Annotated in this window: 10 protein-coding genes; 5 read left to right on the forward strand and 5 right to left on the reverse strand. The window is 44.9% G+C overall.

Annotated elements, in window-relative coordinates:
• Nucleotide 1 precedes the first annotated feature (1 nt).
• From PO830_RS07995 to PO830_RS08005, 3 genes are all read left to right on the forward strand, one after another.
• Complete coding sequence (locus tag PO830_RS07995; RefSeq protein ID WP_272853023.1) at nt 2–2,326, forward strand: penicillin-binding protein 1A; 2,325 nt, start codon at nt 2–4, stop codon at nt 2,324–2,326.
• Between the two features lie 83 nt (nt 2,327–2,409).
• A complete protein-coding gene (locus PO830_RS08000) occupies nt 2,410–3,108 on the forward strand; it encodes a CoA transferase subunit A (protein WP_272853024.1) in 699 nt (232 codons plus the stop codon).
• A gap of 2 nt (nt 3,109–3,110) precedes the next feature.
• Entirely contained in the window at nt 3,111–3,767 is a 657-nt protein-coding gene (locus PO830_RS08005; RefSeq protein ID WP_272853025.1) for a CoA transferase subunit B, read from the forward strand.
• 372 nt (nt 3,768–4,139) lie between these two features.
• Here PO830_RS08005 and PO830_RS08010 read toward each other — a convergent pair whose 3' ends face one another.
• Nucleotides 4,140–5,828, reverse strand: a complete 1,689-nt coding sequence (locus PO830_RS08010; RefSeq protein ID WP_442870065.1) for an ABC transporter ATP-binding protein — start codon at nt 5,826–5,828, stop codon at nt 4,140–4,142.
• 308 nt (nt 5,829–6,136) lie between these two features.
• Here PO830_RS08010 and PO830_RS08015 point away from each other — a divergent pair, with 308 nt between their 5' ends.
• Complete coding sequence (locus PO830_RS08015) at nt 6,137–9,514, forward strand: GEVED domain-containing protein (protein ID WP_272853026.1); 3,378 nt, start codon at nt 6,137–6,139, stop codon at nt 9,512–9,514.
• A gap of 54 nt (nt 9,515–9,568) precedes the next feature.
• Here the strand turns inward: PO830_RS08015 and PO830_RS08020 are convergent, their stop codons facing one another.
• From PO830_RS08020 to PO830_RS08030, 3 genes are read right to left on the reverse strand one after another with little or no spacing between them, the layout of a single operon-like run.
• Nucleotides 9,569–10,282, reverse strand: a complete 714-nt coding sequence (locus tag PO830_RS08020; RefSeq protein ID WP_272853027.1) for a 3'-5' exonuclease — start codon at nt 10,280–10,282, stop codon at nt 9,569–9,571.
• Nucleotides 10,283–10,324: 42 nt separating this feature from the next.
• Nucleotides 10,325–11,461: a serine hydrolase domain-containing protein gene (locus PO830_RS08025; RefSeq protein ID WP_272853028.1), complete on the reverse strand. Its 1,137-nt coding sequence runs from the start codon at nt 11,459–11,461 to the stop codon at nt 10,325–10,327.
• Between the two features lies 1 nt (nt 11,462).
• Nucleotides 11,463–11,936, reverse strand: a complete 474-nt coding sequence (locus PO830_RS08030) for a methylated-DNA--[protein]-cysteine S-methyltransferase (protein ID WP_272853029.1) — start codon at nt 11,934–11,936, stop codon at nt 11,463–11,465.
• Nucleotides 11,937–12,054: 118 nt separating this feature from the next.
• Here PO830_RS08030 and PO830_RS08035 point away from each other — a divergent pair, with 118 nt between their 5' ends.
• On the forward strand, nt 12,055–14,292 hold the full coding sequence (locus tag PO830_RS08035; protein ID WP_272853030.1) for a tetratricopeptide repeat-containing hybrid sensor histidine kinase/response regulator: 2,238 nt from the start codon (nt 12,055–12,057) through the stop codon (nt 14,290–14,292).
• Nucleotides 14,293–14,297: 5 nt separating this feature from the next.
• Here the strand turns inward: PO830_RS08035 and PO830_RS08040 are convergent, their stop codons facing one another.
• Entirely contained in the window at nt 14,298–15,410 is a 1,113-nt protein-coding gene (locus PO830_RS08040) for a CNNM domain-containing protein (protein ID WP_272853031.1), read from the reverse strand.
• Nucleotides 15,411–15,455 lie beyond the last annotated feature (45 nt).

Below are 15,455 nucleotides of genomic sequence, written 5' to 3' on the forward strand. Positions count from 1 at the left end.
TATGGCGACAACAAAAAAGAAAAAAACAACAAAAAAGCAGCAACAGGAAGAACGGAAACACGTCCGTACTTTTTGGAAGCTGTTCGGTGCCCTTCTGGGCGTGGTGCTCCTCGTGTTCTTACTCGCTTCTTGGGGGGTCTTCGGAAAATTGCCTGACGAAACCAGCTTAGAGAATCCCGAAAAAAACCTGGCGACCGAAATCATCGCCACCGATGGTATTACCCTTGGAAAGTTCTATAAAGAAAACCGAACCCCCGTCTTATACGAAGAACTTCCGTCACACCTGGTAAACGCCTTAGTGGCCACAGAAGATGCGCGATTCTATGACCACTCCGGTATTGATGCTAAAGGAACGGTGCGGGCATTTGTGTTCTTAGGATCTCGGGGTGGAGCCAGTACGATCACACAGCAGCTGGCACGACAGTTTTTCGTTGGGCAAGCCTCAAAAAACACCTTCGAGCGCTTAATTCAGAAGGTAAAAGAGTGGGTCATTGCCACCCGTTTAGAACGTCGCTATACCAAGGAAGAGATCATTACCATGTACTTCAATGAGTACGACTTCTTGAACCAAGCAGTAGGAATTGAATCGGCAGCGAATATTTATTTCGATAAGGCACCCAATAACCTAAGTACGGTAGAATCGGCCACGCTCGTGGGAATGTTCAAAAACTCTTCCCTCTACAATCCCTTGCGAAACCCCGAAGGTGTAAAAAATCGCCGAAATGTAGTGCTGGCGCAAATGGCGAAGTACGATTTTATTACCGATGAAGTAAAAGATTCGCTACAAGCACTTCCGCTGGAAATTACCTACACACCGCAAGGGCATGATGAAGGAATTGCGACGTATTTCAGAGAATATGCGCGTGCTTTTATGGCCGACTGGATCGAGGAAAACCCAAAAACAGACGGAACGAGTTACAATATTTATCGTGACGGACTTAAAATTTACACAACCATCGATTCTAAAATGCAGAAATACGCCGAAGAGGCGATGGAGGCTCATATGATGAATTTACAGCGTGAGTTTGATAGTCAGAATGAAAAGAACAAAACAGCACCCTTCCGAGATATTTCGGAAGAAGAGATTGAAGGAATAATAGAATCTGCCATGCGCCGTTCCGACCGTTGGCGACAAATGGAACTACAAGGCAGTTCCGAAGCAGAAATTCGTGAAAGTTTTAACAAAGAAATACCCATGCGGGTATTCTCATGGACGGCGGAAAATCGCGTGAAAGATACCGTGATGTCTCCGCTGGATTCCATTCGGTATTATAAAAGATTCCTACGCGCCTCGTTGATGTCAATGACGCCCCAAACCGGAGAAGTGAAAGCCTGGGTAGGTGGTGTCGATTACAAACACTTCAAATACGACATGGTGAAAACCGGAAAGCGACAAATTGGTTCTACTTTCAAACCGTTTGTGTATGCTACGGCTATCGACCAGATGCACATGTCGCCTTGCGATACCTTGCCGAATACCCAATACACAATTGAAGCGGGTAAATACGGCCTTTTAAAGCCCTGGACTCCTAAGAACTCCGGTGGAGATTATGGGGGAATGCTAACGCTCAAAAAAGCGCTGGCGCAGTCTATCAACACTATTACGGCACGCTTGATCGACCGAGTAGGGCCTAAGCCGGTTATTGATTTGGTGAAAAAAATGGGCGTAGATACCGAAAACATGCCGGAAGCACCTTCTATCGCTTTGGGAACTCCCGATGTTTCGCTCTATGAAATGGTAGGTGCCTACAGCACTTTTGCCAATATGGGTGTGTACGTAAAGCCTATTTTAATTGAACGCATTGAAGATAAGAACGGTACCGTGTTGTATCAGAATGTTCCAGAAACACGCGATGTGATCAGTGACGAATCGGCTTACGTTACCCTGAGTTTGATGGAAGGGGTTACCCAATCAGGTTCGGGATCTCGCTTACGCGGAAGCTGGCGCGCACCTCAAAAATTGTATCAAGATGTGATTACCGGATATCCCTATGAATTTTCAAATCCAATTGCCGGGAAAACGGGAACTACCCAAAACAACAGTGATGGTTGGTTTATGGGAATGGTTCCGAATTTGGTGACAGGTGTTTGGGTTGGCGGTGAAGATCGGTCCGTGCACTTTCAACGAACACTCTACGGACAAGGAGCGACCATGGCACTTCCCATCTGGGGAACGTATATGAAAAAATGTTATGCCGATGAAGACCTCAACGTTTCCGATGGGGCCTTTGAACGCCCCAGTAACATTTCTATCGTTACCGACTGCGCCAGTTATCGCGACGACGAGAATGATGTGGAAGAGATTCCGGATGAATTCGACTTTTAAATCTTGCTAAAATCCTTAAAATAGGCCTCAAGCCTTCCCAAAGGTCTGAGGCTTTTTTTGTATTTTTCTGAAAAATCAACTCTATGATTACAAAGACCGTTTCCGGTGTGGAAGAAGCCTGTCAAGGGGTCAAAGACGATATGACCTTGATGTTAGGAGGCTTCGGACTCTGTGGTATTCCCGAAAATGCCATTTCGCAATTAGTAGCCTTGAATATCAAAGGCCTAACCTGTATTTCCAACAACGCAGGAGTAGATGATTTTGGCTTGGGATTGTTACTTCAGAAACATCAGATTAAGAAAATGATCTCGTCGTATGTGGGAGAGAACGCCGAGTTTGAACGGCAGATGTTGAGTGGGGAACTCGAGGTGGAGCTAATTCCGCAAGGAACCTTAGCACAGCGTTGTCGCGCGGCACAAAGTGGTATCCCGGCCTTCTACACGCCGGCAGGCTACGGAACCGAGGTTGCCGAAGGCAAAGAATCACGTGAATTCCATGGCAAAATGCATATTATGGAACGGGCTTTTGAGGCCGATTTCGCCTTTGTAAAGGCATGGAAAGGCGATACGGCGGGGAATCTAATTTTTAAGGGAACGGCGCGAAATTTTAATCCGAACATGTGTGGGGCAGCCGCTATTACCGTGGCTGAGGTAGAAGAACTGGTGCCTGCCGGAGAGTTAGATCCAAACGAAGTACATATTCCCGGTATTTTGGTGCAACGCATCTTTAAAGGCGAACGCTACGAGAAACGAATTGAGCAACGAACGGTAAGATCCAAATAAGTATGGCACTAGATAAAAATCAAATCGCACAACGCATCGCGAAAGAAGTAAAAGACGGCTACTATGTTAATCTGGGAATTGGTATTCCTACCTTGGTGGCAAACTTTGTACGTGATGATATAGAAGTAGAGTTTCAGAGTGAAAACGGAATTTTAGGAATGGGACCCTTTCCTGTCGAAGGACAGGAAGATGCTGACCTAATCAATGCTGGGAAGCAGACCATCACAGCCTTGCCGGGGGCGTCCTTTTTTGATTCTGCCTTAAGTTTTTCTATGATCCGTGGGCAGCATGTAGACCTAACCATTTTGGGAGCCATGGAAGTGGCACAGAATGGAGATATTGCCAACTGGAAGATTCCCGGAAAAATGGTCAAGGGGATGGGAGGGGCAATGGATTTAGTGGCTTCCGCAGAAAATATAATCGTCGCCATGATGCATACCAATAAGGCAGGGGCTTCTAAGCTACTAAAGCGCTGTAGTTTGCCTTTAACGGGTGTTAATTGCGTGACCAAGATTGTGACCAACCTGGCAGTTCTGGATATTAAAGACAACGCCTTTCATTTAAAAGAAAGAGCGCCTGGAGTGACGGTAGAAATGATCAAAGAAGCTACTGAGGGAGACCTCATCGTGGCCGGAGATATTCCCGAGATGGTCTTTTAATAGCACTTCAATACAATAAAAAACCCCGTTTTGCAACGGGGTATTTTTATGTTTTATTGTAGGAAAAAACTTAAACCAAGAGAGTAAATGTTAAAAATATATGTATTTTAACGAAATATTAGGTATTTAATCGTGATTATTAAAATTCTATTGCATATTAGCAGTCCCAAATCACACTAACAAAAACCTACTTATGCAACGTTTTTTAAATTCCTTCAGAAATACAGTACGACTGATAAAAAGTGTTATGTATGTCGCTAAAAAGGTTTTTTTAATAATGTAATTTTCAGAGTAATCTTTCAAATCCCAAATCTGCTACGACGATACAGATAAAGGTAGGCCCGTTCTTTGTGAGGTTAGAACGGGCTTTTTTTATAGTCCCTTCGGAATTGCATCAATAAGTCTTTTCGTATATTCTTTGGTAGGGTTGGCGTACACCTCATCGGCATCGCCCACTTCTTCCAGACGTCCTTCGTTCATCACCAACAGTTGATCGGCCATGTATTTCACCACCGCCAAGTCATGAGAAATAAAGATATAGGTAAAGTTAAAGCGCTCCTTCAATTTGTTGAGTAGATTAAGCACTTGAGCTTGTACCGAAATATCCAAGGCAGAAACCGATTCATCGCAAATAATCAGTGATGGTTCTACGGCGATGGTTCGGGCAATCCCTACCCGCTGTCGCTGTCCTCCTGACAATTGATGTGGATACCGATGGTAATACGTAGGGTCTAATCCCACCCGTTCCAACAACGTTTCTGCTCTTTTCTTCCGGTTGCGTTTTCCGGTACCGATATGGTGAACGGCCATTACTTCGGTAAGCGCCTCTCCAATAAGAATTCTTGGATTGAGCGAGGCAAACGGGTCTTGAAAGATGAGTTGAATTTCTTTCCGAAGTTGCCTAATTTCTCCTTTGGAAAGGGTGGTTAGTTCCTTTCCACGGTAACGAATGGAGCCTTGGGTGGCGGGTTCTAACTGAAGAATTACTTTTCCCAATGTCGATTTGCCACAGCCGGACTCACCAACCAACCCCACCGTTTCTCCTTCATAGACTTGAAAATTTACACCTTTTACCGCCTCAACTGTGGTTTTTCCACCAAATACTCCTGCATTGGACAGGTAGGTTTTGTGCAAATCATCTACTTCCAGAAGGGGCGTTTTGGTATAGATCTTTTTATGTTGTTGGGCGCGTTGTTGCGGCGATACCGCTATCGGTTTGAATGAACTTTCAGCAATAGCGGCAATGGTGGGTAACGTGGCTAAGCGTGTGTCCAGCGATGGGCGCGAAGCCAAGAGCGCTTTAGTATAGGGTTTCTTCGGAAGCTTAAAAATCTGATAGGCAGTGCCTTGTTCCACTAGGTTTCCCTGATACATCACCAAGACCCGGTCTGCAATTTCTGAAACCAAGGCAAGATCATGTGAAATAAAAAGCAGGCTCATTCCGGTTTCGGCTTGAAGCTCTTTAAGCAATACCATAATTTCCTTCTGAACCGTTACATCTAATGCGGTCGTAGGTTCGTCAGCGATCAACAATTTTGGCTTGCATGAGAGCGCCATGGCAATCATTACCCGTTGCATTTGTCCGCCACTTAATTGATGGGGATAACTGTAGAAGATCGTTTCGGGTCTGGGAAGTTTTACCTTCTGAAACAACCGGATGACTTCTTTTTTCGCATTTCGTTGGGTAATGGTTTCGTGCTGCTGAAGCATTTCCATCACTTGCTTGCCACATTTCATAGATGGGTTTAGGGCGCTCATAGGCTCTTGAAAGATCATGGCAATCTCCTTTCCGCGTAAGCGATTCCAAGCCGAAGGATATTGATCGATCAGCGATTTCTCCTGAAACGACATGGCACCGGTGATAAAGCTTGTTTTTTGGGGTAGCAATCCCATCATGGCCATAGCCGTTACCGATTTTCCCGACCCAGATTCACCCACAAGGCCAACGACCTCATTGGCGTGAATTTCGAAGGAGATGCCATGTACTACTTCGGTCCTCTTTTTTTTAGTTCCGAAGGAAATACGAAGCTCCTCTAGCTGAAGGATGGTCTTGTGGTTCACAATTCAAAGATACACATTCTAAACCCCGAAACAGAAGCTCGTTTTCCAAAAAACGAAAACGTTTTAGTAAAATCTATTATTCTGTTAAAACACAGAAAAACAGTGCATTAGACAATAACTTTAAGAGACTGTTAAAAATTTAACATACACTTCATCGAATATATTTTCGTTTTCGTAATTTATTTCTTTATTTAGAGCAATATCCCTAACAAATCTGACGAATAACACGCTATTTTACAGCGAAAAGTAACTTTTATTGAAACAGTAACTAATTTAATTCTACACTTAATTTTTTAACAACCATCATTATGAATTACAACTACTTCTTCAGAAGAAGAGGATGGCTTTTGCTCCTATTCTTCGTAAGTACCTGGGCGTTTTCCCAAACCAATCAAGAAAGACAACAAATTACAAGTCGGTATGACCTTCCCTCCCTCACCGCCTTGGAGCAACGATTGGACGCTCAAGAAAAAGCACAAAAACAGCAAGCCCTATTAACCGCACAGCAACGCGGATTAGAAACACGGGTGGTACTACCCGACGGTGGTATCGCGGAACTTCAATACATCGCCGAAGATGGAAGTCCTATTTATTTTCGCACATTCAATGTCAACGCTGCCATTTCTACCCGCGCCAACTATTTGAATAGTGGCGGCGGATTGGGCCTTAACATCGACGGGCAAAATATGACCGCCTACGTTTGGGACGGGGGGCATGCCCGTGTCACACACCAGGAATACGACGGTCCCGGCGGAAGTAATCGAGTGACTATTCAAGACGCGGCTTCCGAAGGGGGAACGCAGCTCAACTTCCACGCGGCGCATGTTACCGGAACCATCACCGCTTCCGGTGTGCAATCGAATGCGAAAGGAATGGCACCACAATCCAGTGTGCGCGGATACATGTGGAACAACGATATCGCCGAAGCCACGGCTGCGGCTGCCAATGGAATGCTGTTATCAAATCATAGCTATGGATTTCGTTCAGACCTAGTACCCGACTACTATTTTGGGGCGTACATAAGCGAATCTCGCGATTGGGATGAAGTGATGTATAACGCACCTTTCTATTTGATGGTAGTGGCCGCTGGTAACGACGGAAATACCAATTACAATGGAAGTCCGTTGAATGGAAATTCGGCCTACGACAAGCTTACAGGGCACTCTACGTCTAAAAATAATATGGTGGTTGCGAACGCGCAAGATGCCAATATTGATGGAAGTGGTAATTTAATTAGCGTGAACGTCAATAGCTCCAGTAGCGAAGGTCCTACAGACGACCTGCGTATCAAGCCCGATATTACTGGGAACGGTACTTCGGTAACGTCTACCTACGAGTCCAGTAATTCTGCCTACGGAACGATTACTGGGACGTCAATGGCCTCTCCCAATGTCACCGGTTCTTTATTGCTACTTCAGCAGCATCATAACAATTTGAACGGAAGTTACATGCGTGCAGCAACCTTAAAGGGCTTGGCACTGCATACTGCCGATGATGCGGGTCCTTCAGGTCCGGATGCCGTATACGGTTGGGGTTTGATGAACACCAAGCGCGCTGCTGAAACGATCAGCGATGAAGGTGTTAATAGTATTATTGACGAACTCACCCTAAGCTCGGGTCAAACGTATACTGTGACCGTAGAGGCTGATGGCGTAAACGACCTATTAGCGTCGATTTCGTGGACTGACCTTCCGGGTACGGCTACAACAGCTACCAACTCTTCTACTCCTCGCTTGGTAAACGATTTAGATATTCGTGTAACCCAAGGGGGAAGTACTTTTGCACCTTACCGTCTCACCTCTATTACCACCAATGGTACGGGAGACAATTCCGTAGATCCATACGAACGTGTGGATGTTTCTGGAGCTACAGGAACGTACACGATTACTGTAACCCACAAAGGATCATTGAGTAGTGGAAGTCAGAATTTCAGTTTGATCGTTACTGGAATTACCGACGAGGCGGCTGTTTGTGATGCTACCACACCCACCGGATTAAATGTTTCTGGCGTAGGATCTAACTCGGCAATCGTTCAGTGGGATGCCGTGGCAGGAGCAACGTACGATGTGCGTTATCGAGTAAGCGGAACGACTTCATGGACGGTACAAGCGGCCAGCGGAACTTCCGCAACACTCTCTGGATTAGCGTCAGAAACTACCTATCAGGTGCAGGTACGTAGCAAGTGTAACGACGGTACTACTTCTTCTTACAGTGGTTCACAAACCTTCACAACAACAGAAGTACAATTGGTTTATTGTGATTCCCAGGGGAATAACGTGAGCGATGAATACATCAGTAACGTCGAGATCGGAAGTATTGACAACAGTTCAGGATCTGGGAATGGCTATTCCGACTTCACAAATATCAGTACTGATCTGGCGAAGAACAATTCGGTAACGATTACGGTCACTCCAACCTGGACGGGGACGGTGTATTCGGAAGCCTATGCGGCCTGGATCGACTATAACCAAGATGGTGATTTTGCCGATAGTGGCGAACAGGTTTGGACGCGTTCAGCAACGACCGCTACCCCGGTAAGTGGAAGCTTTACGGTGCCTAGTTCGGCGGCAGATGGTCCTACGCGACTGCGGATTTCCATGAAATACAACGGTATTCCTGGTCCGTGTGAAACCTTTACCTATGGTGAAGTGGAAGACTATACGGTGAACATTACAGGAGGCGGTGCAGATACACAAGCTCCTTCCGCTCCTGCAAACCTTTCCGCTTCGAACGTAACACAGACGACAGCTACATTAAGCTGGACGGCGTCCACAGATAATGTTGGTGTTACCGGATACGAAGTATTCCAGGGAAGTAGTAGTTTAGGAACCGTAACCGGAACCTCTACGAACATCACCGGACTGACCGCAAGTACCACCTATTCTTTTAGAGTACGTGCGTTTGACGCTGCCGGCAATGACTCTGCGTTCAGCAATACGGTGTCGGTAACTACCCTCTCAGATACGGTCGACTATTGTGATTCTCAAGGAAATGATTCTTCTTATGAGTGGATTGACCTGGTTCGTTTGAACAATATCAATAATGTCACAGGAGACGATGGCGGATACGCCGATTATACGAACCTTACCGCCAATGTGCCTTACGGTTCAAATACCATGTATGTGAGTGCCGGATTCTCTGGTTCCAGTTATTTGGAGTATTGGAAAATTTGGATCGACTACAATAAGGATGGCGATTTTGAAGACAGTGGCGAATTATTGGCCAGCGGTTCATCTTCTAGCAGCGCAACCTTAAGCGCAAGCTTCACCGTGCCTACCTCGGCAGCACCCGGAGTAACGCGGATGCGTGTTTCTATGAAATACAATAGCGCGCAGTCTTCTTGTGAAACCTTTACTTACGGAGAAGTTGAAGACTATTCTGTAAATATCGGTCAGGCTGCCACTGGCGTTTTTGCCGAAGGCGAAGCAGGAGAAACGCTTGGAACAGGTTCTGAAGTGTTTGGAATGCAATTGTATCCAAACCCGGCATCTAACGTATTGAACGTAACCATGCTCGACAATCGTGAAGCTAACTTTGTGATCGTAAACACCCTGGGTCAGGAAGTGCAGCAGGGCACGATCCACAGAGAGGCTGCAATCAATGTATCTTCCTTAGCCTCCGGAATGTATATCATTAAGATAAACGACGGACAAAAGCAGAAGATCGAACGATTCATCAAGGAATAGGTTGTCAGATTCCTAGTTCTTGTACAAATCCCGCTCCTTGGAGCGGGATTTTTTTTACACTGATAAGATTTGGTGGTCCTCGAGCAAGGCTTCGTTTCGAAACCTTAGAAAGAGTTGGGCCACAGTTACTACGTCTCGCTCACAATATTCGATAATACGATCCAGGTCGTTGTTTTGGTAGTACACATCACGCACCTGGCTGCCATCAATATCTTCTTTGGGAGAAGGCACGCCCAATACATGTGCCAATAGTTTTAGCGAGGTAAAGGTTTTGTAATCACCAAACTTCCAAAGTTCCATAGTGTCTAAATGAGGCACTTCCCACGGTTTTTTTCCGAATAGGTTAAGTTTCTGCGGAAGAGAAATTCCGTGAATGATCATGCGTCGTGCGATATACGGAAAATCAAATTCTTTCCCATTATGCGCCACCAATAGATGATGCGGTCTGTTGAAGTGGCCTTCCAATTTGTTTTTGAAGGCGGTGAGTAGGTCTTTTTCAGTCCCATGGAACGAGGTTACTCGGAACTGTTTTCCACTGCCTTGGGGTGCAAAGAATCCTGCTGAGATACAAACGATCTTTCCGAATTCAGCCCAGATACCAGCCCGCTCGTAAAAGTCGGCTGCCGATATCTCATCCTTGCGTTGATACTGTGTTTTCACCTCCCAGAGGTCTTGTTCTAGCGGTGAAAGATCAGAGAAATGTTGTTGTTGCGGAACGGTTTCAATATCCAAGAATAGGAGATGTTCCGGATTCACTTTGGTTAACATGTGCTAGGAATTAAGAGGGGAGTCTTACGAAACTACGAAATTTTATAAACTCTCCAACATGGCGTAGGCTTCGGAAACATACACGTAGAAATCGTCTGTAAAGGGCTTTCCGGAGTGAGCACCACGCTCATGCCCGAGACGCACAATGACGAGGTCATCTTCGGGTATGGAAATAACGTACTGCCCTAAAATACCGCGCATAACAAAAATTTGTTTGTCAAGATGGTCACTCAACCAGAAGCCATACCCATACTCCGGACTTGCTTCAAACCTGGGTCGAATCGCTTTTTGGACGAATGTACTATCCAGAAGCTGCGTATTATTCCACCTTCCGTTGTTACTAAATAACTTTCCAAAGCGCGCAAAATCTCGAGCATTACTTCCCCAACAACAATATGCCTTGACCAACTGGTGCTCTTCGTCATCCCATTGCCATAAGGCCGATTGCTCAGCACCCATGGGTTGCCAAAAGGATGTATTGAAATAGTCTGGAATTTTTTGCCCCACCGCTTTTTCAATAACAATGGCCAATAATTGGGTGTTCCCACTGAGATAGGTAAAAGATTCTCCCGGAGTATCGACGACCTCCAGATCTAGGATGAGTGGTGCCAGGTCGTCATCGTAATACGATCGGGCGGTCATGGAAAACGGACTGTGATAACTCTCGTCCCAGTTCAATCCTGAAGCCATCGATGACAAATCGCCTACCGTAAGGTTGGTATCGGTGAATTTTGGAAAGAAGTCTCCCACGGGCTGATCCAAACTTTTGATATACCCATCGTCAATCGCCTTGCCTAAGAGGGCGGTGATCACGCTCTTGGCCATGGAAAAGGAATTGGTGTGGGAGGTTGGTCCGTAGCCATCAGCATAGCGTTCATACCACAAACTATCATTCTTGAAAATTAAGAATGCCACGGTACCCAATTCCTCGTTGATTCTCTGCAGTGCTGGCGTTGGCGCTGCCAGATTGTAGGCTTCATGCTTAGGCCAAGGCTGCGGAGTATTGCTAGGCGGAATGGTGTCGTTATCGAAATACTTGAAATCATCAATAAAGGCTGTGGTATGCCCGGTAAAGTAGACTACTCGTATTCCTTTTAGGATATAGGTCGTGTCTGTCACATGCATTAATCCGAGTAAAAACAATATAATGGCAAAAAAGAATAAAAGAAAACGTTTCATATTAGAACAAGGTAGTTTGCGTAACGGGGCTTTCCAAGTCAAGCAACTTTTTTTTGCGATGTAGTCCGCCGGCATATCCTGTAAGGGAACCATCGCTTCCGATAACGCGGTGACAAGGAATCATAATAGCAATAGGGTTTTTACCATTTGCGGAAGCGGCTGCCCGAATCACTTTTGGGTCGCCCAGTTGGGTGGCTATTTCTTGATAACTTCGCGTTTTTCCGAAGGGAATCGTAAGGAGTTGATTCCACACTTTTTTCTGAAAATCAGTCCCATGAGGGTTTAAATTGACCTCAAATGTGATGCGTTCTCCTGCAAAATACTCTTGAAGCTGTACTACTGCATTTTGTAATAGGCTGGGAACAGCACCTTTAGAAATTGTTCCTTGATCGGAAAAGGCAATGCAAGAAATACCTGCTACAGTGCCGGTTACTGTTAACAATCCCAAGGGGGTTTCGAGGGTGTACTGCTCCATGGTCTAAAGGTAGTTGAAAATTTATCCAAGACCGTTTTCGGAATAAAAAAATTCAGAACTTTTTGATATATAGAAAGTTATCCCTAGTTTTATACTATCCCCCCGTAACCTTGCTACTATGGATATAAAATCTGCCATAACGATTTTATGTTTACTATTCTTCGGAATTTTGTTGGGATATTCTCAAGAACCTACCGATGCAGAAGAGGCTACCCTTCAGCAACTACTTCGCAACATCAAGGAAGATTATTATGCCTATCGTTACTCGGATGCGATCCGTGATTGTTCTCGTATGATTGATCTTGCCAACTATTCCGGGGCCGGGTATTATCAATTTAGAGCCTACAATGAGTTAGGGCATATTCACAACTCCATTAAAGATACCGCGAAGGCGCGCTTCTATTACGAAAAGTCGTTAGAAGTTGCTATGGAAACGGGGCAGGACAGTTTGTTGCCCTGGGCCTATAATGACCTTGCCAATGCGTATTCCGAAGATATTGAAAATCATGAAAAAATGATTTCTTTATACAAAAAGGCGATCGCTATCAATAAAAAACAAAAGGCTCCGGATTACCAGAATTTGGTGCAGTATATGAACATTGCCTGGACATATCTGGACCTTCAAATGCCGGCCATGGCATATCCCTACCTCATTAAAACGCAGGAGTTAGCGAAGCAAAAGAAACAGCACGATTTGCTCTTGCTCAACTTAGACTTGTTATTTGCACGCTACTATTTTTACAGCGATGCCGACCCTAGCCGAGCCGTCGAACTTTTCGAAAAGAGCGCAGTCACTGCGGAAGCCAATAATTATTTGGATCAGTTGATCATTGCGCAGAAATACCTTTCCGAAGCCTATGAGAATCTCGGAGATTTTAAATCGGCCAATGCTCGCTTGCGTTCGCTTCAGGAGGTGAAGGAACGCCTTCATCTCATAGAAAAGGAGACACAGTTGCTAGAGGCGAGTTCTAAATTTGAGGTAAGTCAGTATAAAAAAGACTTAGACTTGGCGCAACGCGAGGAACAGTATTCGGCCGCTATGATGGATAAGTCGAAGTTGCTCAACACCATCTTTATCATTTGTGCGATGGTATTCTTACTGGGCTTTATCACCATATTGTTCTTCACGAAAAATAGAAAGAAGTACATTGCTAAATTGCGTGAAAAGAATGCGCAACTCACGGAAGCCAAGAACAGGGCAGAGGAGCTATCAACCTTGAAAACACAATTTTTCTCTACGGTGAGTCATGAAATTCGCACGCCCTTATATGGAGTTGTAGGACTCTCCTCCATCTTACTGGAAGATGAAGCGCTAAAAAGTCATCACGAAGACCTTACCTCCTTGAAATTCTCAGCAGATTATCTCCTGGCACTTATTAACGATGTATTGCTAATGAACAAGATGGAGTCGAGTAGTATTAATTTGGAGAAGAATTCATTTTCGCTTCAGACCCTACTTTCCAATATTGTAAGATCGTTTGCTTTTGGACTCGAACAAAACAACAATCAGATTCACATTTCTATTGATGACACTCTTCCAGACCGGCTCATGGGAGATTCCATTCGACTCTCGCAAATTTTGATGAATTTGGTTGGAAACGCGGTAAAATTCAACGAAAACGGGAATATTTGGATCAATATTCGGAAAAAAGAAACCAAAAAGGACGATTTATATGTGCTGCGTTTTGAAGTTAAGGATGATGGGATTGGTATTGCGGATGACAAGCAAGAGCTGATCTTTGAAGAGTTTTCTCAGGTGGAAAGTAACAATTACGACTATCAGGGCACCGGTCTGGGATTACCCATTGTTAAGAAGCTGTTGGCGCTCTACGGAAGCAAAATTGAATTGGAAAGTGCGCTTGGCAAAGGATCCACATTCGCTTTTGATCTGTCGTTAGAGGCCGATCCCGCCTATGCGCGAGATCGAGAGGTACCAGTACTAGAAGAGGTTATGTTAGAAGATCCTTCGGCCTTTGAAGACATTCATATCTTGATTGTAGACGACAATAAAATTAATCAGAAAATCACGCAAAAGATACTTCAAGCGAAAGGGTTTCAATGCAGTCTGGCAGACGATGGCGGTATGGCGGTTGCCCGGGCAGAGGAGGCAAAATACAACCTCATTTTAATGGACATACACATGCCTATGATGGACGGTATCGAGGCCACACGACGCATTCGAAAATTCGATTCCGTTACGCCTATCGTCGCACTTACGGCCGTTGAGGCTAGCGAAATACGAAGTCAGATACAGGAAGTAGGCATGGACGATATTATCCTCAAACCTTACGATGTTTCTCAATTTTTAAATACGATTCTCAGAAATCTTCACCGTATTCATTCGAAAGCGATCTAGCTACATTAGGAGTCTTCAGAAGAAGGCTCTGATTTTTCTTTCGGTTTATCCAGTACTTGTATCCCCATGCGCTTGGCACGGCGCTCCCAATTTTTACGGGCCTGCGCTTGCATATCCTCAATGGCGTCACTCTCGTCCATAATTTCGAGTCCTAAGAGGGTCTCGATAATATCTTCCATGGTGACGATACCGGTAGTATTTCCGAATTCATCCACCACTAAGGCAATATGCGCTCGCAACTTAATAAAGGTGTCAAATAGATCGGGAATTGGCGTATCGTCCTGAACAACGGAGATTTCTCGCTTAATGTCACTTAGTGGTTTTTCACCGCGCTCTTCTACGATCTCCTCCAAGACATCGTCGCGAAGGACAAACCCCGTGATGTTATTATTCTTTTCTTTGAAAATAGGAATTCGGGAAAATTGTAAATTTTTATGCTCTTCATGAAACTGCTTCAACGGCATGGACTCTTCTTCGCTGGTAACCACAGAGAACGGCGTCATGACGTTTTTAGCGACAACCGACTTAAACACTAACAGGTTTTTAATTACGGCGCTTTCATTTTCTTCAAAAACACCTTCTTGTTCGGCGGCATCTGTGATGGCAATGAACTCTTCCCGACTCATGGTGCTTACATGAGCCGATTTACCGATCAGTTTGGTGGTAAGCATAAGCAACCAAAGGATACCCGTATACTTCAGCGGGAAGATGATGAATTTTAAAAATAGGGCAGTAAACCCTCCCAATTTTTTCCAATAGGTAGCTCCTATGGTCTTCGGAATTATTTCAGACACGATAAGGATCAAAAACGTCATGATAGAGGAAACGATCCCTACCATGTTTACCCCCCAAACTTCTACTTTATACGGAAGTTTTTCAGCCTGAACCCCAACCAAAATAGCTCCTACCGTGTGCGCAATAGTATTCAGCGTAAGAATTGCGATCAGTGGACGGTCTATATCCTTTTTATAATTGGCCAGCGTGGTAGCGTAGCCTTTGCCTTCCTGGCGTTTTACTTTAATGAAAGTGGGCGTGAAGCTTAGTAAAGCCGCTTCCAAAATGGAACATAAGAAGGAAAAGAAGATAGAAAGGAAGGCGTAAAGTATGAGCAGGGTCATTCGCTAGTACATTTGGTGCAAGGTATTGTTTTCGCTTAAAATTCC

Source organism: Altibacter sp. HG106, assembly GCF_028561755.1.
Classification (GTDB): Bacteria; Bacteroidota; Bacteroidia; order Flavobacteriales; family Flavobacteriaceae; genus DFVG01.

Coding starts and splice junctions, on each gene's coding strand:
- PO830_RS07995 (WP_272853023.1), top strand. CDS start 2: ATGGCGACAACAAAAAAGAAAAAAACAACAAAAAAGCAGCAACAGGAA.
- PO830_RS08000 (WP_272853024.1), top strand. CDS start 2,410: ATGATTACAAAGACCGTTTCCGGTGTGGAAGAAGCCTGTCAAGGGGTC.
- PO830_RS08005 (WP_272853025.1), top strand. CDS start 3,111: ATGGCACTAGATAAAAATCAAATCGCACAACGCATCGCGAAAGAAGTA.
- PO830_RS08015 (WP_272853026.1), top strand. CDS start 6,137: ATGAATTACAACTACTTCTTCAGAAGAAGAGGATGGCTTTTGCTCCTA.
- PO830_RS08020 (WP_272853027.1), bottom strand. CDS start 10,282: ATGTTAACCAAAGTGAATCCGGAACATCTCCTATTCTTGGATATTGAA.
- PO830_RS08025 (WP_272853028.1), bottom strand. CDS start 11,461: ATGAAACGTTTTCTTTTATTCTTTTTTGCCATTATATTGTTTTTACTC.
- PO830_RS08030 (WP_272853029.1), bottom strand. CDS start 11,936: ATGGAGCAGTACACCCTCGAAACCCCCTTGGGATTGTTAACAGTAACC.
- PO830_RS08035 (WP_272853030.1), top strand. CDS start 12,055: ATGGATATAAAATCTGCCATAACGATTTTATGTTTACTATTCTTCGGA.
- PO830_RS08040 (WP_272853031.1), bottom strand. CDS start 15,410: ATGACCCTGCTCATACTTTACGCCTTCCTTTCTATCTTCTTTTCCTTC.